This window comes from Pantoea sp. X85 (assembly GCF_029623675.1).
In the GTDB taxonomy this organism is placed as follows: Bacteria; Pseudomonadota; Gammaproteobacteria; order Enterobacterales; family Enterobacteriaceae; genus Pantoea; species Pantoea leporis.
On the sequence record NZ_CP121108.1, the window covers coordinates 1,811,380 to 1,835,955 of the forward strand.

Annotated in this window: 20 protein-coding genes and 1 other RNA gene; 16 read left to right on the forward strand and 5 right to left on the reverse strand. The window is 54.3% G+C overall.

The features are described from left to right. The first annotated feature begins 2 nt into the window (after positions 1–2). From pheT to P6287_RS08500, 9 genes are all read left to right on the forward strand, one after another. Positions 3–2,390 (forward strand): phenylalanine--tRNA ligase subunit beta, encoded by a 2,388-nt coding sequence (gene pheT, locus P6287_RS08460; RefSeq protein ID WP_277974782.1) that lies wholly within the window; start codon positions 3–5, stop codon positions 2,388–2,390. Positions 2,391–2,394: 4 nt separating this feature from the next. Continuing rightward, positions 2,395–2,697 carry an integration host factor subunit alpha gene (gene ihfA / locus P6287_RS08465; RefSeq protein ID WP_007892687.1) on the forward strand — a complete coding sequence of 101 codons (303 nt, stop codon included), beginning with the start codon at positions 2,395–2,397 and terminating at the stop codon, positions 2,695–2,697. A gap of 190 nt (positions 2,698–2,887) precedes the next feature. Beyond that, positions 2,888–3,250 (forward strand): DUF2502 domain-containing protein, encoded by a 363-nt coding sequence (locus P6287_RS08470; RefSeq protein ID WP_277974783.1) that lies wholly within the window; start codon positions 2,888–2,890, stop codon positions 3,248–3,250. Positions 3,251–3,340: 90 nt separating this feature from the next. Continuing rightward, positions 3,341–4,324: a vitamin B12 ABC transporter permease BtuC gene (gene btuC, locus P6287_RS08475; protein ID WP_277974784.1), complete on the forward strand. Its 984-nt coding sequence runs from the start codon at positions 3,341–3,343 to the stop codon at positions 4,322–4,324. 39 nt (positions 4,325–4,363) lie between these two features. Beyond that, positions 4,364–4,909, forward strand: a complete 546-nt coding sequence (locus P6287_RS08480) for a glutathione peroxidase (RefSeq protein WP_110866017.1) — start codon at positions 4,364–4,366, stop codon at positions 4,907–4,909. Then, entirely contained in the window at positions 4,910–5,656 is a 747-nt protein-coding gene (btuD, locus tag P6287_RS08485; RefSeq protein WP_277974785.1) for a vitamin B12 ABC transporter ATP-binding protein BtuD, read from the forward strand. A 69-nt stretch (positions 5,657–5,725) separates the two neighbouring features. Beyond that, complete coding sequence (locus P6287_RS08490) at positions 5,726–6,184, forward strand: NlpC/P60 family protein (RefSeq protein ID WP_101764568.1); 459 nt, start codon at positions 5,726–5,728, stop codon at positions 6,182–6,184. A 314-nt stretch (positions 6,185–6,498) separates the two neighbouring features. Beyond that, positions 6,499–7,242 (forward strand): EAL domain-containing protein, encoded by a 744-nt coding sequence (locus P6287_RS08495; protein ID WP_101764567.1) that lies wholly within the window; start codon positions 6,499–6,501, stop codon positions 7,240–7,242. Positions 7,243–7,340: 98 nt separating this feature from the next. Further along, positions 7,341–8,780 carry a protein adenylyltransferase SelO gene (locus tag P6287_RS08500; protein WP_277974786.1) on the forward strand — a complete coding sequence of 480 codons (1,440 nt, stop codon included), beginning with the start codon at positions 7,341–7,343 and terminating at the stop codon, positions 8,778–8,780. A 7-nt stretch (positions 8,781–8,787) separates the two neighbouring features. Here P6287_RS08500 and P6287_RS08505 read toward each other — a convergent pair whose 3' ends face one another. Continuing rightward, positions 8,788–9,834 carry a 3-deoxy-7-phosphoheptulonate synthase gene (locus tag P6287_RS08505; RefSeq protein WP_277974787.1) on the reverse strand — a complete coding sequence of 349 codons (1,047 nt, stop codon included), beginning with the start codon at positions 9,832–9,834 and terminating at the stop codon, positions 8,788–8,790. A 195-nt stretch (positions 9,835–10,029) separates the two neighbouring features. Beyond that, complete coding sequence (locus P6287_RS08510; RefSeq protein ID WP_110866022.1) at positions 10,030–10,857, reverse strand: pyruvate, water dikinase regulatory protein; 828 nt, start codon at positions 10,855–10,857, stop codon at positions 10,030–10,032. 449 nt (positions 10,858–11,306) lie between these two features. On the opposite strand from P6287_RS08510, the gene ppsA reads away from it, so the two are divergent. Then, positions 11,307–13,694, forward strand: a complete 2,388-nt coding sequence (gene ppsA, locus P6287_RS08515) for a phosphoenolpyruvate synthase (RefSeq protein ID WP_277974788.1) — start codon at positions 11,307–11,309, stop codon at positions 13,692–13,694. A 99-nt stretch (positions 13,695–13,793) separates the two neighbouring features. Here the strand turns inward: ppsA and rprA are convergent. Beyond that, positions 13,794–13,901, reverse strand: an RNA gene (gene rprA, locus P6287_RS08520) — antisense sRNA RprA. 343 nt (positions 13,902–14,244) lie between these two features. Further along, positions 14,245–15,357 carry an AI-2E family transporter YdiK gene (gene ydiK, locus P6287_RS08525; RefSeq protein ID WP_101764562.1) on the reverse strand — a complete coding sequence of 371 codons (1,113 nt, stop codon included), beginning with the start codon at positions 15,355–15,357 and terminating at the stop codon, positions 14,245–14,247. Between the two features lie 205 nt (positions 15,358–15,562). Here ydiK and P6287_RS08530 point away from each other — a divergent pair, with 205 nt between their 5' ends. Continuing rightward, entirely contained in the window at positions 15,563–18,616 is a 3,054-nt protein-coding gene (locus tag P6287_RS08530; protein WP_277974789.1) for an FAD-binding and (Fe-S)-binding domain-containing protein, read from the forward strand. A 30-nt stretch (positions 18,617–18,646) separates the two neighbouring features. Here P6287_RS08530 and P6287_RS08535 read toward each other — a convergent pair whose 3' ends face one another. Further along, positions 18,647–19,051, reverse strand: a complete 405-nt coding sequence (locus tag P6287_RS08535) for a hypothetical protein (protein WP_101764560.1) — start codon at positions 19,049–19,051, stop codon at positions 18,647–18,649. A 390-nt stretch (positions 19,052–19,441) separates the two neighbouring features. On the opposite strand from P6287_RS08535, the gene sufA reads away from it, so the two are divergent. Genes sufA through sufS form a run of 5 tightly spaced genes read left to right on the forward strand, consistent with a single transcriptional unit; the run spans position 19,442 to position 24,570 of the window. After that, entirely contained in the window at positions 19,442–19,816 is a 375-nt protein-coding gene (sufA, locus tag P6287_RS08540; protein ID WP_277974790.1) for a Fe-S cluster assembly scaffold SufA, read from the forward strand. Between the two features lie 7 nt (positions 19,817–19,823). Then, positions 19,824–21,317, forward strand: coding sequence for a Fe-S cluster assembly protein SufB (sufB, locus tag P6287_RS08545; protein WP_101764559.1), 1,494 nt, complete (start codon positions 19,824–19,826; stop codon positions 21,315–21,317). Positions 21,318–21,351: 34 nt separating this feature from the next. Then, positions 21,352–22,098, forward strand: coding sequence for a Fe-S cluster assembly ATPase SufC (sufC, locus tag P6287_RS08550; RefSeq protein WP_008102973.1), 747 nt, complete (start codon positions 21,352–21,354; stop codon positions 22,096–22,098). Further along, positions 22,073–23,350 (forward strand): Fe-S cluster assembly protein SufD, encoded by a 1,278-nt coding sequence (gene sufD, locus P6287_RS08555; protein WP_277974791.1) that lies wholly within the window; start codon positions 22,073–22,075, stop codon positions 23,348–23,350. The genes sufC and sufD overlap by 26 nt, the downstream gene beginning before the upstream one ends. Beyond that, on the forward strand, positions 23,347–24,570 hold the full coding sequence (sufS, locus tag P6287_RS08560) for a cysteine desulfurase SufS (protein ID WP_277974792.1): 1,224 nt from the start codon (positions 23,347–23,349) through the stop codon (positions 24,568–24,570). The genes sufD and sufS overlap by 4 nt, the downstream gene beginning before the upstream one ends. Positions 24,571–24,576 lie beyond the last annotated feature (6 nt).

The window sequence follows — 24,576 nt, forward strand, 5'->3', positions numbered from 1 at the left end:
CAATGAAATTCAGTGAACTCTGGTTACGCGAATGGGTAAATCCAGCCCTGGACAGCGCTGCGCTGTCTGAGCAAATCACCATGGCCGGCCTTGAAGTGGACGGCATGGATCCGGTTGCCGGTGCGTTCCACGGTGTTGTGGTGGGTGAAGTGGTTGAGTGCGGCCAGCATCCGAACGCCGACAAACTGCGCGTCACCAAAATCAACGTCGGTGGCGAGCGCCTGTTGGATATCGTCTGCGGCGCGCCAAACTGCCGTCAGGGCCTGAAAGTGGCGGTGGCGACCGTTGGCGCTGTGCTGCCGGGCGATTTCAAAATCAAAGCAGCAAAACTGCGTGGCGAGCCGTCTGAAGGCATGCTGTGCTCCTTCTCTGAGCTGGGTATTTCCGACGATCACAACGGCATCATCGAGCTACCAGCCGATGCGCCAATTGGCACCGATATCCGCAGTTATCTGCAGCTGGATGACAACACCATTGAAATCAGCGTCACGCCAAACCGCGCCGATTGTCTGGGCATCATCGGGATTGCGCGTGATGTAGCAGTATTGAACGGTTTGCCGCTGACGGCACCCGCAATTGAGCCGGTAAAAGCCACCATCAACGATACCTTCCCGATTCGTGTTGATGCCACCGCCGCGTGCCCGCGCTACCTTGGCCGCGTGGTGAAAGGTGTCAACGTTAAAGCCGCTACGCCATTGTGGATGCGTGAGAAGCTACGTCGTTGCGGTATTCGCTCAATCGATCCGGTGGTCGATATCACCAACTTTGTACTGCTGGAGCTTGGTCAGCCGATGCATGCCTTCGATCTCGACCGCATCGACGGCGGCATCGTGGTGCGTATGGCAAAAGAGGGCGAAGTGCTGACGCTGCTGGATGGTACCGAAGCTAAACTCAGCAGCGACACGCTGGTGATTGCCGATCACCACAAAGCGCTGGCGATGGGCGGCATCTTTGGTGGCGAGCATTCCGGTGTCAATGAAGAGACGCAAAATGTGCTGTTCGAATGCGCCTACTTTGATCCGCTGGCGATCACCGGCCGCGCTCGCCGTCAGGGCCTGCATACCGACGCGTCACATCGTTACGAGCGTGGCGTCGATCCAGCGTTGCAGCACAAAGCGATTGAACGCGCGACGCAACTGTTGCTCGACATCTGTGGCGGCGAAGCGGGCCCGGTCATTGACCAAACTGACGCGAGCGCGCTGCCGCCACGCGCCACCATCACGCTGCGCCGTGAAAAGCTCGATCGTTTGATTGGCCATGTCATTGCTGACGAACAGGTTACTGACATCCTGACGCGTTTGGGTTGCGAAGTGAAAGTGAGTGCAGGAGAGTGGCAAGCCGTTGCGCCAAGCTGGCGTTTCGATATGGCTATCGAAGAAGATCTGGTCGAAGAAGTGGCGCGCGTTTACGGCTATAACAACATCCCTGATGTGCCGGTGAAAGCCAGCCTGATCATGACGCAGCATCGTGAAGCCGACCTGTCGCTGAAGCGTGCGAAAAATCTGTTGGTAGATAAAGGTTATCAGGAAGCGATTACTTACAGCTTCGTTGATCCCAAACTGCAGCAGTTGCTGCATCCGGGCGAAGAGGCGCTGATCCTGCCCAGCCCAATCTCCAGCGATATGTCGGCAATGCGCCTGTCGCTGTGGACCGGTTTGCTGGGCGCGGTGGTGTATAACCAAAACCGTCAGCAGGGCCGCGTACGCCTGTTTGAAAGCGGTTTACGCTTTGTTCCTGATACACAGGCCGATCTGGGTATCCGCCAGGATCTTATGCTGGCCGGCGTTTTAAGCGGCAATCGCTATGAAGAGCATTGGGATCTGGCGCGTCAGACGGTTGACTTCTATGATTTGAAAGGCGATTTAGAATCGCTGCTGGATTTGACCGGTAAACTTGATGAGATTTCCTTCCGTGCGGAAGCCAATCCGGCGCTGCATCCAGGACAAAGCGCCGCAATTTATTTACGCGGCGAACGAATCGGATTTATCGGGGTGGTTCATCCAGAGCTGGAACGTAAGCTGGATCTGAATGGTCGCACCTTAGTGTTTGAACTGCTTTGGAATAAGGTCGCAGACCGCGTCCTGCCTGATGCGCGCGAGATTTCTCGCTTCCCGGCAAACCGTCGTGATATCGCCGTTGTGGTGGCTGAAAATGTGCCTGCAGCAGATATCATTGCGGAGTGTAAGAAAGTTGGCGTAAATCAGGTAGTTGGCGTAAACTTGTTTGACGTGTACCGTGGTAAGGGCGTAAACGAAGGTGAAAAGAGCCTAGCGATTAGCCTGATTTTGCAGGATACCAGCCGGACACTCGAAGAAGAGGAGATTGCCGCGACCGTTGCCAAATGCGTTGCGGCATTAAAAGAGCGATTCCAGGCAACCTTGAGGGATTGAACCTATGGCGCTTACAAAAGCTGAAATGTCAGAGTACCTGTTTGAAAAACTCGGGTTGAGCAAACGCGATGCCAAAGAGTTGGTAGAACTTTTTTTTGAAGAGGTTCGCCGCGCGTTGGAAAACGGAGAACAGGTAAAACTGTCCGGATTTGGTAATTTTGATCTGCGTGACAAAAACCAGCGTCCGGGCCGTAACCCGAAGACGGGGGAAGATATTCCTATCACCGCGCGCCGAGTGGTGACATTCCGTCCGGGACAGAAGTTGAAAAGTCGCGTCGAGAACGCGACACCCAAGGATGCTGACTAATTTCAGTACGACAAAAAGGCCGCTTAGCGGCCTTTTTTTTGCCTTAAATCTGGCCGCTCTACACGATTTATTCACGATGTAAGGATTTAGTAAGTATCCGGAAAATAAGGCGAAAATCGGGCCTCACCGATAGTGACGACATCAACACTTTTGTTATAACAGCGCCATCACAGAGCAAAGGGTTTGAATAATGAAAAAGACAGCAATTTTATTAAGTGTCTTGTTAGGCATGCCGCTGCTGGCTAGCGCCAATGTTTCCGTCAACATCAACACACCGGGCGTTTCGGTGCATATCGGCGATCAGGATAAGCGCGGCTACTATTGGGATGGCTACGACTGGCGTGCGCCAACGTGGTGGAAACAGCACCATAACCAGCGCATCGGCACCAAAGGTCCGCACGGTTACTGGAACGGTAACGGCTGGCAGGCGCAGCATCCGGGTAATGGACCGCACCGCGACGACAAACGTCACCCGCAACCGCAGCATCACGACCAGCGTGACAATCAGCAGAAGCGTGATAATCACGGTCAGCCGCTCCCTCCGCATCAGTAAGGCTTCTCCAGCGGCGCCTCCACAGCGCCGCTTTCTTTTTGCTGTAATCCCACTACAATCAAATCTCTGTTTTCTCAGCCAATCTTATCTATGACTCTGCTGGATCAGCTTGCTTCCCAGGCAAATCGCCGCAGCCAGCGCTGGCTCATCGCACTCATTGCGCTGCTATTGCTGCTCATCGGGCTTAGCCTGTGTGCCGGCGACAGCTGGATCTCCCCCACACAATGGTTTTCGGCGGAAGGCGATCTGTTCGTCTGGCAACTGCGCATGCCGCGCACGCTGGCGGTGCTGCTGGTGGGTGCAGCGCTGGCGGTGTGCGGCGTAGTGATGCAGGCGCTGTTTAACAATCCGCTGGCGGAGCCCGGCTTACTTGGCGTGTCTAACGGGGCGGGGATTGGTCTGGTATTAGGCGTGATGCTCGGTAACGGTTCGCTATGGAGCTTAGCGTTGGCGGCCATGGCCGGTGCGCTGCTGATCACGCTGATTCTGCTGCACTTCGCTCACAAACAACTCTCAGTGAGCCGCTTACTGCTGACCGGCGTGGCGCTTGGCATTATCTGTAGCGCCATCATGACTTGGGCAGTGTATTTTAGCACCAGCCTCGATCTGCGTCAGCTGATGTACTGGATGATGGGCGGCTTTAGCGGCATTGACTGGCGCTATGGCTGGATGATGTTGGCGCTGCTGCCGGTAACGCTGCTGCTGATCGCCACCGCACGCACGTTGAATTTGCTGGCGCTGGGCGAAACCTCGGCACGTCAGCTCGGATTACCGCTGCTGCTGTGGCGCAACCTGCTGGTGCTGGCGATGGGCTGGCTGGTGGGCGTGAGCGTAGCGATGGCGGGTGCGATCGGTTTTATTGGTCTGGTTATCCCGCATCTATTGCGTCTCAGCGGTTTTAGCGATCATCGTTATTTGTTGCCTGCGGCGGCGTTAGCCGGTGCCGCAGTGCTGCTTGGCGCGGATATTATTGCGCGGCTGGTGTTAACCTCTGCCGAACTGCCGATTGGCGTGGTAACGGCCACGCTCGGCGCGCCGCTGTTTATCATGTTATTAGTGAAGTCTTCGCGCTAGCTTTGGCTGGCAACGTGTTATCAACAACAGGAATCGACTATGAGCATTTATCAGACAGAACTGGTTACGCTGGACGGTGAAAAAACCACGCTGGCGGCCTATGAGGGCAAGGTGCTACTGGTAGTCAATGTGGCATCTAAATGTGGCCTGACGGCGCAGTATGAGCAGTTAGAATCGCTGCAGAAAGCCTGGCAGGATAAGCCGTTCAGCGTGCTTGGCTTCCCATGCAATCAGTTCCTCGAGCAAGAGCCGGGCAGTAACGAAGAGATCAAAACCTTTTGCAGCACCACTTACGGCGTCACTTTCCCGATGTTCGATAAAACCGATGTCAACGGCGAGCATCGTCACCCTCTCTATGCGCAGCTGACGGCGGCGCAGCCGGTGGCGCAACGCCCGGAAGGCAGCGGTTTCCTCGAGCGCATGGAGAGCAAAGGGCGCGCGCCGAAAGCGCCAGGCGATATCCTGTGGAACTTCGAAAAATTCCTTATTAATAAGCAGGGCAAAGTCATTGCGCGCTTCTCACCGGATATGACGCCAGACGATCCCATCATCCTGAAAAGTGTAGAGCAGGCGCTGGCCGAATAAATGCTATTGCAGTGTCAGGGAGTCAGCGTCACAGGGCGGCTGGCTCCCGTTGAACTTAGCGTTAACGCCGGTGAATTAGTGCATCTGGTGGGGCCGAACGGCGCCGGCAAAAGTACCTTGCTCAACGCGCTGTCCGGTTTGTTGCCGAGTCAGGGCAGCATTCTGCTGGATGGCGCGCCGCTGTCCACGTTAAACGGTGCAGCATTGGCCCCGCTGCGCGGCTGGCTGCCGCAACAGCAGATGGCGCCGGGACAAATGCCGGTGTGGCATTACTTACGCATGCATATCACCGCACAAACGGCGAAAACAGACTGCGTGTTACAAGACGTGCTCGCGCAGTTAGCGCTGCAGGACAAACTGACGCGCAGTCTTACGCAGCTTTCTGGTGGCGAATGGCAACGCGTGCGGTTGGCTGCCGTGGTGTTGCAGGTTCATCCGGCGATCAATCCACGCGGCAAACTCCTGCTACTGGATGAGCCGATGAGTGCACTCGACGTGGCGCAGCAACGCGCGGTCGATAAGCTGCTGGCTGAACTGTGTTGCAGCGGCCTGGCGATTGTTGCCAGCGGGCACGACCTCAACCACAGCCTGCGCCATGCCGAGCGCGTGTGGTTAATGCATCAAGGCGCGGTTGTCCGTCAGGGCAGGGCCAGCGAGGTGCTGACCGCTGCGCATTTAGCGCCGCTTTACCAAACCCCGTTTGAACAAATTGATACCGCACAAGGTCCGCTGCTGTTTATTCCCTGACAGAGGATTGCGTGCCGTAGCGCTTTGCCGCTACAGTGTCTGCCGGACAAGGGAGAAAGGGAGAGGCGGATGCGGCTGACAATTTTGATTTTGGCACTGTTGCTGGCGGGCTGTAGCCATCATGCACCGCCGCCGAATGGCCGTTTGTCTGACTCTATCACCGTGATTGCCCAACTCAACGATCAGCTGAGCCGCTGGCGGGGAACGCCGTATCGCTATGGCGGATTAAGCCGCGGTGGCGTGGATTGTTCCGGCTTCGTCTATCTCACCTTCCGCGATAAATTCGATATGCAGCTGCCACGCTCGACCATTGATCAAACCGACATTGGTACGCGCATCGACAAGGGCGATCTGCTGCCTGGCGATCTGGTGTTCTTCAAAACCGGCAGTGGAGAAAACGGTTTGCACGTCGGTATTTACGATACCGACAACACCTTTATTCACGCCTCGACCAGCCAGGGTGTGATCCGCTCGTCGCTGGATAATGTTTACTGGCGTAAAGTATTTTGGCAGGCGCGTCGCATCTAAATAGCGTTGTTATCGCTTAATAAAGACGCGAAAAAAGAAAGGGTATCTCACCCTGAATTAAATCTGAATTCTGCCGATATTTAACTATCATTTAAAATGGCACTTTACCCGCCATCGATTTAATACTAATAATAAAGCTAAATTTATTTAATTGGTATGGACATTAACCCCGGCTTATTTGGCTTAAGTATTATTTGCGGCTTAAATCAGCGTAATAAGACCTAAAACGGCACCTCTTCAAACGTTTGGTCCTATTGCCTGGTGGAATTCGTTGATATACGATGCGCCAATTGCCATTGCTTCTGGCTTGAAAAATGAAAGTCCATTTGTCTGCCGACTATCAGTCGGAAACCTGGTTTTATCCAGTTTACTCTCTGGCGGGCCAGCTGACTGCGGTCGAGCTGGTGACGCAATTTGTCCACGACAGCGCACCTATTACGCTGCCGCAGGATTTGCTGTTGCCGCAATTGGACGATGCGCAGCAATTACGTTTGCTGCAGAGCCAGCTTTCATTGCTGGAAAAGTACCGCGACTTTTTTGAGATTAATCAAATTACCGCGTTGGTACGTATTGATGATTCTATGGCCAATACACTTTTAGCCAGCGAATTTCTGTTAAGGAAATTCCGACAAATCCCTTTTATTGTTTTAGATATCAGCGAAACGTTTCCGCAATTATCTTTGGGTAAATCCCATCCATTGCTTGCAGCATTACAAAGTGAGTTTCGTTTATCGCTTTCACAATTTGGCGCAGGAAAAGCACCGGCAACCGCGGTGTACGATAATCTGTTTAGCGTGTTAAAACTGGATAAAGCCTTTATTCACAACCTGGCCAAGCGCGCCTCGTTTACGCCTTTTATTCAGACAGTTATCAATAATTTTTCCGATTTTGCGGACCAGATCATTATTTGTGGTATTGACGATAACCACATGATGGAAAAGATGACCACGTTGAGTGGTGCGCAGCTACAGGGCAGCCTGTTCCCGGTAGTGAAAGCTGAACGTCTTGACGATCTCATCTATTCCGACCTGAATTTACACACGCCTTCGCAGCAGTAACCCTTTCGCCTGTCTTCCGCGCCGCGTCGGCGTTACACTCTCTGTTATCTTATAACTTATTGCGGGTGCCTGATTTAAGCGCACCTTCCGGAGTGTCGATGCAATTTATCAATAGCTGGCAGCAAGAATTACCCGGATTCTACACCGCGCTGGACCCAACGCCATTAGCGGGCGGACGGCTGTTTTATCACAATGCCCCGCTGGCACAAGAGATGGGTTTAGACGATGCGCTGTTCGCCGGCAGCGGGCATGGCGTGTGGTCAGGACGCGAAATGCTGCCCGGCATGTCGCCGCTGGCGCAGGTTTATAGTGGCCATCAGTTTGGCGTCTGGGCCGGACAGCTGGGCGATGGGCGCGGCATTCTGTTGGGTGAACAGCAGCTGGTAAACGGTCGTAAGCTCGACTGGCACTTAAAAGGGGCCGGATTAACGCCCTATTCGCGCATGGGTGACGGTCGCGCGGTGATCCGCTCCAGCGTACGCGAATTCCTCGCGTCTGAAGCGCTGCACCATCTTGGCATTCCCACCACGCGCGCGCTGGCGTTAGCCATTGGCGATGAGCCGGTGCTACGCGAAACCCAGGAACGCGGTGCGATGCTGATGCGCATTGCCGACAGCCATCTGCGTTTCGGTCATTTTGAGCATTTCTATTACGGCGGTGAACAAGACAAAGTGCGCCAGCTGGCGGATTATGCCATTCGCCATCACTGGCCGCAGCTCAAGGATGAAGCGGATCGTTACCTGCTGTGGTTCACCGATATCGTTAAACGCACGGCCAGCCTGATCGCCCATTGGCAGAGCGTTGGCTTTGCGCACGGCGTGATGAACACCGATAACATGTCGATTCTGGGCTTAACGCTGGATTACGGCCCTTACGGTTTCCTCGACGACTATCAGCCGGATTACATTTGCAATCACAGTGACTATCAGGGCCGTTACGCTTTCGAAAATCAGCCGATGATTGGCTTGTGGAACCTTAATCGCCTGGCGCATGCCTTGTCGGGCTTGATGACTACCGAGCAGCTTAAGCAGGCGCTGGGTCATTATGAAGGTGAGCTGATGCGCGTTTGGGGGGAGAAAATGCGTGCCAAACTCGGATTGCTGACGGCGGATGCCAATGACAACACGCTTCTGACCGGCTTGCTGTCGATGATGACGGCGGAACACAGTGATTACACGCTGACCTTCCGCATGCTGAGCAACACGCAGCAAGATGAAAGCCGTTCGCCGTTGCGTGATGAGTTTATTGATCGTGAGGCCTTTGATCGCTGGTACAGCGATTATCGCCAGCGTTTGTTGCAAGACCACGCCAGCGATGCGCAGCGTCAGGCGGTGATGAAAGCGGCTAATCCGGCGCTGGTGTTACGCAACTATCTGGCACAGCAGGTGATTGAAGAGGTCGAGAGCGGCGAGACCACGGCGTTAGCGAAGCTGCATAGCGCGTTACAGCAACCGTTTAGCGATGCGGCCGTCAGTGCAGAGTTGCGCCAACGGCCACCAGAGTGGGGCAAAACGCTGGAAGTGAGTTGTTCCAGCTAGCTCAGCATTAAAAACGGCTGTCGACCGCGGCAGCCAGTTTTGCCAGCACCTCGGCGCTGTCTTCCCAGCCGAGGCACGGATCGGTGATTGACTGACCATAGGTCAGCGCCGCACCGCTCACCACTTTCTGATTCCCTTCCTGCAGGAAACTCTCGATCATCACGCCCGCAACCGCGCGGGATCCGGCACGGATTTGCGCCGCCACATCATCGGCAACGTCACGCTGACGACCGTGCTGCTTCAGGCAGTTGCCGTGACTGAAATCGACCACCAATTGCTCCGGCAGATTGAAGTCGCGCAGATTGGCCGCTGCCGCCGCCACATCTTCGGTGTGATAGTTCGGCTGACGACCGCCGCGCAGGATTACGTGACCATGCGGATTACCGCTGGTTTGATAGATGGTCATCTGACCGTTTTTATCCGGTGACAGGAACATGTGGCTGGCACGCGCGGCGCGAATCGCATCGACCGCGATCTGCACGTTACCGTCGGTGCCGTTTTTGAAACCGACCGGACAGGAGAGCGCTGACGCCATTTCACGATGAATCTGGCTTTCGGTGGTACGCGCGCCAATCGCGCCCCAGCTGATCAGGTCGGCAATAAACTGGCCGATTACCATATCGAGGAATTCAGTGGCGGTTGGCATGCCCAGCGCGTTGATATCCAGCAGCAGTTTGCGCGCAATGGCGATGCCGCGGTTTACATCGTAGCTGCCATCCAGATCGGGATCGGAGATCAGGCCTTTCCAGCCAATCACGGTGCGCGGTTTTTCAAAGTAGGCGCGCATCACGATTTCCAGACGATCTTTATGGCGCTCACGCAGCACGTTCAGACGTTCAGCATACTCAATCGCCGCTTTAGGATCGTGCAGCGAGCAAGGGCCAATAATCACCAGCAGACGCGGATCTTCACCGGTCAGAATGCGCGCGATGCGCTGGCGGGAGGCAGTGACGTTGGCGGCAATCTCTGCCGAAATAGGGTGTTCATGCGCGAGCGCAGCCGGAGTCAGCAGGCTACCGATGCGCGCGGTACGCAGTTCATCAGTCTTATTCATTGAGATTCTCAAAAATTTGTTCTTCGCAGCGGTGAAATACCGGGAAGTGATGGTGATCACAATAAACTAATAGCCTGCGAATTCAACCTGCTAAAAACAAAGGTCTTAAAACCAGACGGAAGCCAGACTTTACGATTGCAATACAGGTCCGGTATGTGGCGGGAGGTCGCCACTTATGGCGACCGGCAGAGAAACCTAATACATGCTGCGGCTCAGACCCATGATATCGAGGATTTTGGTGGCGATCTCTTCCACCGAATAGTTGGTGCTGTTGAGATAACGAATCTGGTTGGTGCGGAATAGCGCTTCCACTTCGCCTACTTCGAGACGGCACTGGCGCAACGAAGCGTAGCGGGTATTTTCCGCGCGCTCCTGGCGAATCGCCGCCAGGCGTTCCGGGTCGATGGTTAAACCAAACAACTTATGCTGATGTGCACGCAGCGCCGGCGGCAGTTTCAGGTTATCCATATCATCGGCGATAAACGGATAGTTAGCGGCACGCACGCCAAACTGCATTGCCAGATACAAGCTGGTGGGCGTCTTCCCGCAGCGCGACACGCCGAGCAGAATCACCTGCGCATCTTCGAGGCCGCGCAGGGAAATGCCGTCATCATGCGCAAGGGTGTAATCGATGGCGGCAATGCGCGCGTCATATTTGCCGAGGTTGCTGGCGGTCAAACCGTGCGTGCGGTGCGCCACCGGCATTGACGCCACGCCGAGTTCGCTCTGCAACGGCGCGACCAGCGCCTGCACGATGTCCTGACAAAAGCCTTCGCTTTCGAGAATAATTTCACGGACATCGGGTGTGACGATGGAGAAGAACACCAGCGGGCGCACGCCGCTCTGCTGGTAAAGCGCGTTGATCTGTGCTTTAACCGCCTGAGCGCGTTGCACATTCTCGACAAATGGCAGCGTCACGCTGTGGGTTATCACCGGGAACTGGGATAACACCGCATGGCCCAGCACTTCGGCGGTAATGGCGGTGCCATCAGAGATGTAGAATACGCTGCGTTCAGTGTTCATAGTGCAAATATCCTCTTGCGTAGCAATGCCCAAATTATCGATGACAACATTTCATTTTAAATAATAATAAAATGAAATATCCATATTGTCCGCTATTGCGCTCACAAAGATGAATCAGTGAATAATCAATATTAGATGAAATGCTGTTTTGAAAAGCATTATTTTCGCGCATTTTCCTTTTCGCGCATGAAATAAAGTGTGAGGGCGTTGCGCAACAAAAATCAATCGCTAACCCTCTGAAAAGGGGAAAAATATCGCTACAGCAATCCATTAGCGTGAAATAGGGCGGTTGCGCAACACAATTAATTCTAAGTACTAATCCGATTTTGTCTTTCTTTTCCTGCTTTAACGATTCAACACTTAGTCTTTATTAATCGGTTGTGCCAGGCTGGTTTGGCGAATAGCAAAATGTTCCATGTGTATTCACATCATTTAAAAGGATAATCTCAATGTCCAATCAAGACCAACAGTCGCTAGTGCTCTGGTACAACCAGCTTGGCATGCATGATGTTGATCGGGTGGGAGGCAAGAATGCTTCCCTTGGAGAAATGATTACGAATTTGTCGTCGCTGGGTGTTTCCGTACCCAACGGTTATGCGACCACATCTTACGCGTTTAATCTGTTCCTCGATCAAAGCGGACTGAACCAGCGGATCTATGATTTGCTGGATAAAACGGATGTTGATGATGTTGCTGAGCTCGCGCAAGCGGGTAAACAGATTCGTCAATGGGTGATCGATACGCCATTCCAGCCTGAACTGGAAGCGGCAATTCGTAGCGCCTACGAACAACTCTCTGCTGATGATGCCGACGCCTCCTTTGCGGTGCGCTCGTCAGCCACCGCCGAGGATATGCCCGACGCCTCGTTTGCCGGCCAGCAGGAGACTTTCCTTAACGTGCAGGGTTATGACGCGGTCATCATCGCGGTGAAGCACGTTTATGCCTCCTTATTTAACGATCGTGCCATCTCCTACCGTGTGCATCAGGGCTACGACCATCGCGGCGTGGCGCTCTCGGCCGGTATTCAGCGCATGGTGCGATCGGACCTCGCCTCGTCGGGCGTGATGTTCACCATTGATACCGAATCGGGCTTTGATCAAGTGGTGTTTATCACCTCCGCCTTTGGTTTGGGCGAAATGGTGGTGCAGGGCGCGGTGAACCCCGACGAGTTCTACGTGCATAAACCAACGCTGGCCGCCAATCGTCCGGCGATTGTGCGCCGCACCATGGGCTCAAAAAAGCTGCGCATGGTGTATGCGGATTCGCAGGAGCATGGCGAGCAGGTGCGGATTGAAGATGTCGAGCAGGAACAGCGCGATCGCTTCAGCTTAACCGATGACGAAGTGCAGGCGCTGGCGCGTCAGGCGGTGCTGATTGAGCAGCACTACAAACGCCCAATGGACATTGAATGGGCGAAAGATGGCCACACCGGCAAACTGTTCATCGTGCAGGCGCGTCCGGAAACGGTGCGCTCCAACGGTCAGGTGATGGAACGTTATACGCTGCAGGGCAAAGGCAACGTGGTGGTCGAAGGCCGCGCCATTGGTCATCGCATCGGTGCCGGTGAAGTCAAAGTCATCCACGACATCAGCGAGATGCATCGCATTGAAAAAGGCGATGTACTGGTAACCGACATGACCGATCCCGATTGGGAACCGATCATGAAGAAAGCCTCAGCCATCGTCACCAATCGCGGCGGTCGTACTTGCCATGCAGCGATCATCGCGCGTGAGCTGGGCATTCCGGCGGTGGTGGGCTGTGGCGATGCCACCGATCACCTGAAAGATGGCCACAAAGTCACGGTTTCCTGCGCCGAAGGTGATACCGGTTATGTCTATGACGAACTGCTGGACTTCGAAGTTACCAGCTCGCAGGTCGATACCATGCCGGAACTGCCGCTGAAGATCATGATGAACATCGGTAATCCGGATCGTGCTTTCGATTTCGCCTGCTTGCCGAACGAAGGTGTTGGCCTGGCGCGTCTGGAGTTCATTATCAACCGTATGATTGGCGTGCATCCCAAAGCGTTGCTGGAGTTTGATCAGCAAACGCCGGAATTGCAGCAGCAGATTCGTCAGATGATGAAAGGCTTTGATGACCCGATTGAGTTCTACATCGGCCGTCTAACCGAAGGGATTGCGACGCTGGGTGCCGCATTTGCGCCGAAACGGGTGATTGTTCGTCTTTCCGATTTCAAAACCAACGAATACGCCAACCTGGTGGGTGGCGAGCGTTATGAGCCGGAAGAAGAGAACCCGATGCTCGGTTTCCGTGGCGCCGGTCGCTACGTTGCTGACAACTTCCGCGACTGCTTCAAGCTGGAGTGCGAAGCGGTGAAGCGCGTGCGTAACGAAATGGGGCTGACCAACGTTGAAATCATGATTCCGTTCGTGCGTACCGTCGATCAAGCCGAAGCGGTGATCGCCGAGCTGGCGAAAAACGGTCTGAAGCGCGGCGAGAATGGCCTGAAAGTGATCATGATGTGTGAGATCCCGTCCAACGCCTTGCTGGCTGAGCAGTTCCTCGAGCACTTCGATGGCTTCTCCATCGGCTCTAACGACATGACGCAGTTGGCGCTGGGCCTCGATCGTGACTCTGGCGTGGTGTCCGCGCTGTTTGATGAACGTAATGATGCCGTGAAAGCGCTGTTATCGATGTCGATCAAAGCGGCGAAAAAACAGGGTAAATACGTCGGTATTTGTGGTCAGGGACCGTCGGATCATCAGGACTTTGCGGCATGGTTAATGGAGCAGGGCATTGATAGCCTGTCGCTTAATCCGGATACCGTGGTTGAAACCTGGTTGAGTTTGGCAGAGCTGAACGCATCCAAACATTAACCGGGCGATAATTTGATGCATCAGATGAGAATTTGACGTGTCATTAGTGTAATTATCAAGGTCAGCGCTGCTGGCCTTGTTTTTTTGTCTGAAAAAAAGCCAAAAAAAAGCCCATCACAGGGGATGGGCAAAGACTACACACAGCAATTCTTCACTTTACTCAGGGGAATAAGGTTGTTTAAAAATCAGTAGCTTGATTCAAAACATAGGAAACATGTTATTGATCAGGCTCGCTGGCGTCTTTAAGAATCCTCTTATTAGTTTAAAGCTGATAACCTTTCGTGGCCTTTTTCTTCCCCGCTAAGCGGCAATTCAGCTGTAAAAATAATCATTCCGTAAGAGAATTCCGCCTAAAGCGCCTAAAACTGCGTTTTTTCTTAAAAACCGCTTATGAAAAAAAATTATTATCAGTAAGAAATGCGCGGTGGCGATGTTGGGGCATTAGGCGGGTTAAAGTAAGGCCAGTGTAAAACTGAGAGATAGTGTATCTTCGCTGAGTGGGCGTTAATGTGAATGAGGTCGCCATGAATGGCGACCCGGCGGGGAACGCTTAATGTAGTTCTTCTTCGTGATCGGCCAACGCTTCGATGGCGGTCTGCACATCGTCATCCGGTTCGGGCGCTTCATGCATCCACACTGAAACCAGACGATAAGAAACCGCCAGGACCACCGGACCGATAAACAGCCCAATCATACCGAAAGCAATCAATCCGCCAATAACGCCGGAAAGAATCAGGATCATTGGTAAATCGGCACCCATGCGAATCAACACCGGACGCAACACGCTGTCCAGCGTACCCACCACGCAACTCCACACCAGCAGCACCGTGCCCCACGTGGTATCGCCGCTCCAGTACAGCCAGATAATCGCTGGCACTAACACTACCAGCGGCCCGAGCTGCACCAGGCAGGTCAGAATCATCAACACGGTTAACAGCGTGGCGTAAGGAATGCCGGAAATGGCTAAACCAATACCGCCGAGCACGCCCTGAACCAGCGCGGTGACCACCACGCCTAGCGCCACAGCACGAATCGCCTGACCGGCCAGCAGCACTGCGGCATCGCCACGGCGTCCACTCATGCGATAGGCAAAATGACGAATGCCGTGGCCCACCTGCTCGCCGCGCCAGTAGAGCAGCACGCTGAACAACAGCATCACGATGAGGTGCATCATAAAGCGGCCGAAGTGGCCGGCCTGCGCCACAAAGAAGCCGGTGGTGCGACCAATATAAGGCTGCACCTGATTCAGCATCGCCGCGCCGCCGCCATCCACTAATTTGTGGTAGCTCGAGTAGAGTTTCCTGCCGACGTAGGGAATCTGTCGCAACCAATCGAAGTCAGGCATTACCAGATGGCGCTGCGTTGCCCAGGCGATCACCGGCGCACTGTTATCAATCAGGCTGCTGACCAGCAGGGCGATAGGAATAATAAACAGCAGTAATAGCAATATGGTCATGGCGATCACCGCCAGCGAGCGGCGTCCCCACAACATGTGCTGTAGACGAATCATCAACGGCCAGGTGGCGATCACCACCATGCTGGCCCAGGCGAAGCCAAGAATAAAGGGCTGCACCACCCACAGACTGGCGATGATCATGATTAGAATGAACATCAGTGAAAACAGCATTTGCGGTAAATCCATACCGCGTTGCAGGTCTTTCATCACAACGGTTAACCTCGATTGAATCCTTCAGAGTGGGGCTGAACAGCCCTGATTAATGATGATCTATTTCCTGAAAATTAAACAGGAAAAGCAGCGACGGCGGCGCGCTTTCCTGAAAAAACAGCAGCCAGCAGAAAAGTATGATAAAACCAAGGGCTGAAAAAAATCACGACGCAAACGTTTACAACATCTCGGTCACTCAATAATGATCCCACAGATTTCTCAGGCACCGGGCCTCGTTCAACTGGTGCTGACATTCCTGCAGTCCTTGAAAGAGCAAGGCTTTACCGGCGATACCGCCACCAGCTATGCCGATCGCCTCTCGCTTGCCACCGACAACAGTATTTATCAGCTGCTGCCTGATGCGGCGCTGTTTCCGCGCTCGACGGCGGATGTGGCGTTGATTGCGCGCCTTGCCGGTGAAACCCGTTTTACCAGCCTGGTGTTTACGCCACGCGGTGGCGGCACCGGCACCAACGGACAGTCGCTGAATCAGGGCATCGTGGTGGATATGTCGCGCTACATGAACCGCATCCTGGAAATCAACACCGAGCAAGGTTGGGTGCGGGTTGAAGCGGGTGTGGTGAAAGATCAGCTCAATGCGTGGCTCAAGCCGTATGGCTTCTTCTTCTCGCCGGAGCTCTCCACCAGCAACCGCGCCACGCTCGGCGGCATGATCAACACCGATGCTTCAGGCCAGGGTTCGCTGGTGTATGGCAAAACCTCCGATCATGTTGAAGGCCTGCGTGCAGTGCTGCTGGGTGGCGATATCCTTGATACGCGCGCCATCCCGACTGAACTGGCGGAACAGCTGGCCAGCACGCCGACCACGGAAGGGCGCATTTACCAGCTGGTGTTGAGTCGCTGCCGCGAACAGCGCGATCTGATTCTGGAGAAATTCCCCAAGCTCAATCGCTTCCTGACCGGCTACGATCTGCGTCATGTGTTCAGCGACGATTTGCAGACGTTTGATTTGACGCGTTTGCTGTGCGGCGCGGAAGGCACATTGGCCTTTATTACCGAAGCGCGCCTCGACATCACGCCCATCCCTAAAGTGCGCCGTCTGGTCAACATCAAATACGATTCGTTCGACTCGGCCCTGCGAAACGCCCCTTTTATGGTAGAAGCCAAAGCGCTGTCGGTGGAAACCGTTGACTCGAAAGTCCTGAATCTGGCGCGAGAAGATATCGTCTGGCATTCGGTAAATGAATTGATTACCGATGTGCCAGATAAACAGTTGCTGGGGCTCAACATCGTGGAGTTTGCAGGTGATGATGGCGAACTGATTGAGCAGCAGATCAGCACGCTATGTCAGCGCTTAGATGAGCTGATGCAGCAGCAGTTGGGCGGCGTGATTGGCTATCAACTGTGTGACGATTTAGGCGGCATTGAGCGCATCTATAATATGCGCAAAAAAGCGGTTGGCCTGCTGGGGAACGCCAAAGGGCGCGCCAAGCCGATTCCGTTTGTGGAAGACACCGCGGTGCCGCCAGAACAGCTGGCGGATTACATCGTCGATTTTCGCGCGCTGCTCGACAGCCACGGCCTGAGCTACGGCATGTTTGGGCACGTGGATGCGGGTGTGCTACATGTGCGTCCGGCGCTGGATATGTGCGATCCGCAGCAGGAGCTGCTGATGAAGCAGATCTCTGATGAAGTGGTGGCGCTGACCGCGCGCTACGGCGGTTTATTGTGGGGCGAGCACGGCAAAGGTTTTCGCGCGCAGTACAGCCCGGAATTCTTTGGCGAAACGTTATTCAATGAGCTGCGCCGCATCAAAGCCGCGTTCGATCCTGACAACCGCATGAATCCCGGCAAAATCTGTACGCCGCTCGGCAGTGATGAACCGATGATGCAGGTTGATGCGGTGAAACGCGGCACCTACGATCGGCAGATTCCGGTTACGGTGCGCAACGAGTGGCGCGGTGCGATGGAGTGTAATGGCAACGGTTTGTGCTTCAACTTCGATGCACGTAGCCCAATGTGCCCGTCGATGAAAATTACCCGCAACCGCATTCACTCGCCGAAAGGGCGCGCCACACTCACGCGTGAATGGCTGCGTTTGCTCTCCGAGCAGGGCGTGGATCCTACCCAACTTGAGCAGGCGCTGCCGAAACAGGGCGCCAGCTTGCGTACGCTGATTCAGCGCACGCGTAATACCTGGCACGCAAATCAGGGCGAATATGACTTCTCACACGAAGTGAAAGAGGCGATGTCGGGCTGCCTGGCGTGTAAAGCCTGCTCGACGCAGTGCCCAATCAAGATCGATGTGCCGAACTTCCGTTCACGCTTCCTGCAGCTGTATCACACCCGCTATCTGCGCCCGATGAGCGATCATCTGGTAGCCACCGTGGAGAGTTACGCGCCGCTGATGGCCAAAGCGCCTAAGGTGTTCAACTTTTTCCTCAAGCAGCCGTGGATGCGCGAGCTGAGCAAAAAGCATATCGGCATGGTGGATTTGCCGCTGCTGTCATCGCCGAGCCTCAAGCAGCAGTTAGGCGGCCATCCGGCGATGAACCTGACGCTGGAGCAGTTAGAAGCGCTGGATGCAGCGCAACGCGAAAACTGCGTGCTGGTGGTACAAGATCCCTTTACCAGCTATTACGAAGCACAGCTGGTCACCGATTTCGTCAAGCTGATTGAGAAACTCGGTTATCGTCCGGTGCTGCTGCCGTTCTCACCGAATGGCAAGGCGCAGCATGTGAAAGGCTTCCTGCAGCGCTTTGCGCGCACCGCCAGCAAAACCGCTGATTTTCTCAATCGCGTGGCAAAACTGGGCATGCCGATGGTCGGTGTCGATCCGGCGACCGTGCTCTGTTACCGCGATGAGTACCATCAGGTGCTGGGCGAGCAGCGCGGCGAGTTTAACGTGCAGCTGGTGCATGAGTGGCTGCAAACCGCCTTGTCGGCACGTGCGGAGCAAACCGCCAGCGGCGAAGCCTGGTATCTGTTTGCGCACTGCACCGAAGTGACCGCGCTACCGTCCACGCCGAATCAGTGGCAGAGCATTTTTGCGCGCTTTGGTGCGAAGCTTGAAAACGTCAATGTGGGCTGCTGCGGAATGGCGGGAACCTATGGCCATGAAAGCGTAAACCTGGAGAATTCGCTGGGGATTTATGAGCTGTCCTGGCATCCGCAATTGCAAAAGCTGCCGCGTCAGCGCTGTCTGGCAACCGGTTTTTCGTGTCGTAGCCAGGTAAAACGCGCAGAAGGCAATGGCATGCGTCATCCACTGCAAGCATTACTGGAAATGATGTAAACAAATTGTAGGAGACGTCACAAAGCTGGATTAGAATATCCAGCCTGCGTGGCGAACAAAATCACTCTGCAGGCGGGTGGCTTGATCCCACTCGCCGCTGAGCGCCAGTTGATGACACAAGCGTGTTAATGACAGGCGCGCCAGTTGATAGGCCTGAATCCGGAACAAACGGTCACGATCGGCATTGCCCATCTCCTGCACTAAGCGATGATGGAGCTTGCCCATGGCATGCAGAAAGCTGTGATCGTCGCCATTGATTTCGCAGATTTCTGCCATATCAAGACAGGTGTCGTTAAAGCGACGCAGTTGGTCGAGCGTGCAATCAGTGCGGTTGAGCTTTGCCTGAGCCATGTAGAAGTCAACGGTGATATCACGCACCGAAAACTTATACTCGTCGATTTTATGTTGTAACCAGGCTGAGACGGTAAGCGTCATATCGCCACCTTTTTAGGTTAATGATAATCATTATCATATTAAACCGCGTCAGGAATGCAATTCCCGCTGTGAAATTTTATTGATTTCCTCTGCCTGTTACTAAAATCGGCAATAACAATTTCTTTACATAGTAGAAAGGCGTAACCTATCAATCAGGATGGAAACGTAAAATTGGTTTTGGAAAATTTTACGAAAATTTAACGGGTTACGTTGGTCAGGCGCGCACGGGAATGCTGCCGTCAATCTGCTTTGAAGCGACTATGCTTAATAAAGCAGCAGTAAAAAACAGCACGAGATGATTATCCCTGCAAAACAAGAGGTTGAAGTGATATCTGATATCACTACCATAGGGGGATAGCCTGAAAAGGCCCAGACATATGAGGTAGCACAATGTCATCAGTAAATGCCGACTCTTTTTCACCCGAAGATTTCGTCTGGAAAGGGCTCACGCTGACCGAATCGGCAGCGAAACAGATTCTTAACCTGGTAGAACAAGACCCTGAAGTCAAGGGCTTGAAACTGGGTGTGAAAACGTCCGGCTGTGCCGGTTTTGGGTACGTTATGGACCTGGTGAAAGATCCTGCCGATGACGACCTGCAGTTTGAGCAATTCGGCGCAAAACTGTTTGTGCCACTTCAGGCGATGCCGTTTGTTGACGGTACCGAGCTGGATTATGTCCGCGAAGGTCTTAACCAGGTTTTTAAATTCAACAACCCTAAAGCTCAACACGCCTGCGGGTGCGGTGAAAGCTTTGGCGTCGAGTAAGTGAAATATGTCACGACACAGCGAAGCATCTGACGATGTACAAATGTGGGAAGGTAAGCTCAACTATAAAGAGGGCTTCTTTACCCAGTTACAAACTGAAGAATTTGCCCACGGCATCAATGAAGATGTGGTGCGCGCCATTTCGGCTAAACGTAACGAACCTGAATGGATGCTTGAATTCCGTCTCAAGGCGTTCCGCGCCTGGGAGCAAATGGAAGAGCCGCACTGGCTGAAAGCGCACTACGAGAAACTGGATTATCAGGATTACAGCTATTATTCCGCGCCGTCCTGCGGCAACTGCGATGACAGCTGTGCTTCTGAACCCGGTGCCACGCAAACCTCCGGCAGCGTCGCGTCCAGCGACTACCTGACGAAGGAAGTGGAAGACGCGTTCAACCAGTTAGGCGTTCCGGTGCGTGAAGGTCGTGAAGTGGCGGTGGATGCGATTTTCGACTCCGTCTCCGTTTCAACCACCTATCGCGGCAAGCTGGCGGAGCAGGGCATCATCTTCTGCTCGTTCGGCGAAGCGATTCACGATCACCCTGAGCTGGTGCAGAAGTATCTCGGCACCGTCGTGCCGCCAAACGATAACTTCTTCGCTGCGCTGAACTCCGCTGTGGCCTCTGACGGTACCTTCGTTTATATCCCGAAAGGCGTACGTTGCCCGATGGAGCTGTCGACCTATTTCCGCATCAACGCGGCAAAAACTGGTCAGTTCGAGCGCACCATTTTGATCGCCGATGAAGACAGCTACGTCAGCTACATCGAAGGTTGCTCTGCGCCTGTGCGTGACACCTATCAGCTGCACGCCGCAGTGGTAGAAGTGATCATCCATAAAAACGCTGAAGTGAAATACTCCACCGTACAGAACTGGTTCCCAGGCGGCGAAGGCGAGGGCGGTATCCTCAACTTCGTGACCAAACGTGCTCTGTGCGAAGGCGATCACAGCAAGATGTCCTGGACACAGTCTGAGACCGGTTCGGCGATCACCTGGAAATATCCAAGCTGCATTCTGCGCGGTGATTACTCGATCGGTGAGTTCTACTCGGTCGCACTGACCGCAGGCCGCCAGCAGGCGGATACCGGTACCAAGATGATTCACATCGGTAAAAACACCAAGTCGACCATCATCTCCAAAGGTATCTCTGCCGGTAAGAGTCAGAACACCTATCGTGGCCTGGTGAAAATTATGCCAACCGCGACCAACGCGCGTAACTTCACCCAGTGTGACTCGATGCTGATTGGTGCCGAGTGCGGTGCGCACACCTTCCCATATGTGGAAACGCGCAACAACACCGCCCATCTGGAGCACGAAGCCACCACCTCGCGCATCGGTGAAGATCAGATGTTCTACTGCCTGCAGCGTGGCATCAGCGAAGAAGATGCGATCTCAATGATCGTCAACGGCTTCTGCAAAGACGTTTTCTCCGAGCTGCCACTGGAATTCGCCGTGGAAGCGCAAAAATTGTTAGCTATCAGCCTTGAGCACAGTGTGGGCTGATGCCCGTTGCCGGAAGCAATGTGAAGGAAAGAGTATGTTAAGCATTAAAGATTTGCAGGTTAGCGTTGAAGACAAAGAGATTTTGCGCGGTCTGAACCTCGAAGTGAAACCGGGCGAAGTCCACGCCATCATGGGACCGAACGGTTCAGGTAAAAGTACCCTGTCTGCAACGCTGGCTGGCCGTGAAGATTACGAAGTCACTGGCGGTTCTGTCACCTTCAAGGGCAAAGACCTGCTGGAGCTTGAGCCAGAAGAGCGTGCCGGTGAAGGCATCTTCATGGCGTTCCAGTATCCGGTAGAAATTCCGGGCGTCAGCAACCAGTTTTTCCTGCAGACCTCGGTCAACGCGGTACGTAAATACCGTGAGCAGGAGCCGCTGGACCGTTTCGACTTCCAGGATTTCATCGAAGATAAAATCCAGCTGCTGAAGATGCCAGAAGATTTGCTGACCCGTTCAGTGAACGTGGGCTTCTCTGGTGGTGAGAAGAAGCGTAACGACATCCTGCAGATGGCGGCACTGGAACCTGAGCTGTGCATCCTTGATGAAACCGACTCCGGTCTGGATATCGATGCGCTGAAAATCGTGGCAGAAGGCGTAAACAGCCTGCGCGACGGTAAGCGTTCATTCATCATCGTGACGCACTACCAGCGTATTCTGGATTACATCAAGCCAGACCACGTACATGTGCTGTATCAGGGCAAGATCGTTAAATCTGGCGACTTCTCGCTGGTGAAACAGTTGGAGGAGCAAGGCTATGGCTGGCTTACCGACCAAGAGTGATAACGCCCTGCAGCAGTGGCATCATCTGTTTGAATCGCGCGGTGACGTACGTTCTTTGCAGGCGCAGCAGCACTGGCAGCAACTGATGCGTGTCGGCCTGCCGACGCGTAAGCATGAAAACTGGAAATACACGCCGCTTGATGGCCTGTTGGCGCAGCAGTTTGTGCTGCCGCAGCCGCAGGAAGTGAGCGCGGAACAAGTTGAAGCGCTGGCGCTGCCGGTTGATGCGGTGCGTTTGGTGTTTGTTGACGGTCGTTTTCAGGCTGAATTGAGCAGCCGTGATACCGGCCTGTTTGAAATTCAGCATGCGCAGGCTTCTGAGCGTCGTCCGCTACCGGCACCGATTCAGCCGGAAGTGTTCCTGCATCTGACTGAAAGTCTGGCAGAAGAAGCCACGACAATTCGTCTGGCGCGTGGTAAATCAGCGGCTAAACCGCTTTATCTGTTGCACATCACCAGCGGTCAGGATGCGGGCACTAACACCGTGCACCATCGCCACCATCTGCAGCTGGAAGCCAGCGCAGAAGCGGAAGTGATTGAGCACTATGTCACGCTGAATGACGTGGCGCACTTTACCGGCGCGCGTTTCACTTTCGACGTGGCCGACAATGCCAAACTGCAGCACATCAAACTGTCATTTGAGAGCGAGGAGGCTTACCACTTCGCGCACAATGATGTGGTGATGGGCCGCGATGCGAATGTGGCCACTACCAGCTTCCTGCTGGGTGCGGGCTTATCGCGTCACAACACCAGCGCGCAGCTGAATGGCGAAAATACCAATCTGGCGATCAACAGCTTGTCGTTGCCGGTGAATCAGGAAGTGTGCGATACCCGCAGCTATCTGGAACACAACAAAGGCTACTGCACCAGCCGTCAAATGCATAAAGTCATCGCGCGCGATAAAGGTCGTGCGGTGTTCAACGGCATGATCAAAGTGGCGCAGCACGCGCTGAAAACCGATGGACAGATGACTAACAACAACCTGTTGCTGGGCCGTCTGGCTGAAGTGGACACCAAGCCGCAGCTGGAAATCTATGCGGATGACGTGAAGTGCAGCCACGGTGCGACCATTGGTCGTATTGATGAAGAGCAGATGTTCTACCTGCGCTCGCGCGGCATCGATGAGACTGCCGCACAGCGTATGATCATCCATGCCTTTGCCGCTGAACTCACCGAAACGCTGGAAAATCCGGTATTGCGTCAGGTGGTGCTGCAGCGCATTGCCGCGCGCATCCCGGGAGTTGAGTCATGAGTTTCGATCTCGAACGCATCAGAGCGGAATTTCCGATTCTGAAACGTGAGGTCAACGGACATCCGCTGGCCTACCTTGATAGCGCGGCCAGCGCACAGCGCCCGCTCGCGGTCATCAATGCGGAAAGTTATTTCTACCAGCACGGCTATGCGGCCGTGCACCGTGGTATCCATTCGTTGAGCGCGCAGGCGACCACCGACATGGAGAACGTACGTCATCAGGCAGCGCGTTTTCTTAACGCCGCTTCGCCAGAAGAGATTATTTTCGTCAAAGGCACCACGGAAGCCATCAATCTGGTGGCGAACAGTTGGGGCGGCAGTCAGTTGCAGCCGGGCGACAACATCATCGTCACCGAGATGGAGCATCACGCTAACATCGTGCCGTGGCAAATAGTGGCGCAGCGTACCGGCGCAGAAATTCGCGTTTTGCCGCTGAATGCGCAGGGCGAGCTGGCGCTGGAACAGCTGAGCGGCTTGATTGATAGCCGCACCCGTTTGCTGGCGGTCACCCACGTTTCTAACGTGCTCGGCACCGTCAATCCCGTAAAAACTATCGTGGCACAAGCGAAAGCCGCTGGTGTGATTACGTTGGTGGATGGCGCGCAGGCGGTGATGCATCACACGGTGGATGTGCAGGATATTGACTGCGATTTCTACGCTTTCTCTGGCCATAAAATTTATGGTCCAACTGGCATTGGTGTGCTGTATGCGCGTAAAGCGTTGCAGGAGATCATGCCACCCTGGGAAGGCGGCGGTTCGATGATTTCGGAGGTTGTGCTGCCAACCGGCACCACCTTTAACACTACGCCATGGCGTTTCGAAGCGGGCACGCCCAATACCGGCGGCATCATTGGTTTGGGTGCGGCGTTAACGTGGATCAGCGAACTGGGCCTGGACGTGATTCATCAGCGCGAATCGATGCTGATGCGTTATGCGCTGGATAAACTGGCTTCAGTGCCGGATCTGGTGATTTACGGTCCGGAAAGTCGCAGCGGCGTGGTGGCCTTCAACCTCGGCAACCATCACGCCTTTGATGTCGGCAGTTTCCTTGATCAATACGGTATTGCGATCCGCACCGGCCATCACTGTGCGATGCCGCTGATGCGTCATTATGCGGTGCCGGCCATGTGTCGTGCCTCCTTCGCGCTGTACAACACCGAAGAAGAAGCCGATCGTCTGGCCGCAGGTTTGACCCGTATTCATCGTCTGCTGGGCGGTTGAGCAGAC

What these genes read in the sequence shown, in the direction of transcription:
- btuC (WP_277974784.1), top strand. Translation starts at nt 3,341, where the DNA reads ATGACTCTGCTGGATCAGCTTGCTTCCCAGGCAAATCGCCGCAGCCAG.
- sufS (WP_277974792.1), top strand. Translation starts at nt 23,347, where the DNA reads ATGAGTTTCGATCTCGAACGCATCAGAGCGGAATTTCCGATTCTGAAA.
- P6287_RS08510 (WP_110866022.1), bottom strand. Translation starts at nt 10,857, where the DNA reads ATGAACACTGAACGCAGCGTATTCTACATCTCTGATGGCACCGCCATT.
- P6287_RS08535 (WP_101764560.1), bottom strand. Translation starts at nt 19,051, where the DNA reads ATGACGCTTACCGTCTCAGCCTGGTTACAACATAAAATCGACGAGTAT.
- P6287_RS08530 (WP_277974789.1), top strand. Translation starts at nt 15,563, where the DNA reads ATGATCCCACAGATTTCTCAGGCACCGGGCCTCGTTCAACTGGTGCTG.
- pheT (WP_277974782.1), top strand. Translation starts at nt 3, where the DNA reads ATGAAATTCAGTGAACTCTGGTTACGCGAATGGGTAAATCCAGCCCTG.
- P6287_RS08500 (WP_277974786.1), top strand. Translation starts at nt 7,341, where the DNA reads ATGCAATTTATCAATAGCTGGCAGCAAGAATTACCCGGATTCTACACC.
- sufD (WP_277974791.1), top strand. Translation starts at nt 22,073, where the DNA reads ATGGCTGGCTTACCGACCAAGAGTGATAACGCCCTGCAGCAGTGGCAT.
- P6287_RS08505 (WP_277974787.1), bottom strand. Translation starts at nt 9,834, where the DNA reads ATGAATAAGACTGATGAACTGCGTACCGCGCGCATCGGTAGCCTGCTG.
- P6287_RS08490 (WP_101764568.1), top strand. Translation starts at nt 5,726, where the DNA reads ATGCGGCTGACAATTTTGATTTTGGCACTGTTGCTGGCGGGCTGTAGC.
- btuD (WP_277974785.1), top strand. Translation starts at nt 4,910, where the DNA reads ATGCTATTGCAGTGTCAGGGAGTCAGCGTCACAGGGCGGCTGGCTCCC.
- ppsA (WP_277974788.1), top strand. Translation starts at nt 11,307, where the DNA reads ATGTCCAATCAAGACCAACAGTCGCTAGTGCTCTGGTACAACCAGCTT.
- P6287_RS08470 (WP_277974783.1), top strand. Translation starts at nt 2,888, where the DNA reads ATGAAAAAGACAGCAATTTTATTAAGTGTCTTGTTAGGCATGCCGCTG.
- sufC (WP_008102973.1), top strand. Translation starts at nt 21,352, where the DNA reads ATGTTAAGCATTAAAGATTTGCAGGTTAGCGTTGAAGACAAAGAGATT.
- sufB (WP_101764559.1), top strand. Translation starts at nt 19,824, where the DNA reads ATGTCACGACACAGCGAAGCATCTGACGATGTACAAATGTGGGAAGGT.
- sufA (WP_277974790.1), top strand. Translation starts at nt 19,442, where the DNA reads ATGTCATCAGTAAATGCCGACTCTTTTTCACCCGAAGATTTCGTCTGG.
- P6287_RS08480 (WP_110866017.1), top strand. Translation starts at nt 4,364, where the DNA reads ATGAGCATTTATCAGACAGAACTGGTTACGCTGGACGGTGAAAAAACC.
- ihfA (WP_007892687.1), top strand. Translation starts at nt 2,395, where the DNA reads ATGGCGCTTACAAAAGCTGAAATGTCAGAGTACCTGTTTGAAAAACTC.
- ydiK (WP_101764562.1), bottom strand. Translation starts at nt 15,357, where the DNA reads ATGAAAGACCTGCAACGCGGTATGGATTTACCGCAAATGCTGTTTTCA.
- P6287_RS08495 (WP_101764567.1), top strand. Translation starts at nt 6,499, where the DNA reads ATGAAAGTCCATTTGTCTGCCGACTATCAGTCGGAAACCTGGTTTTAT.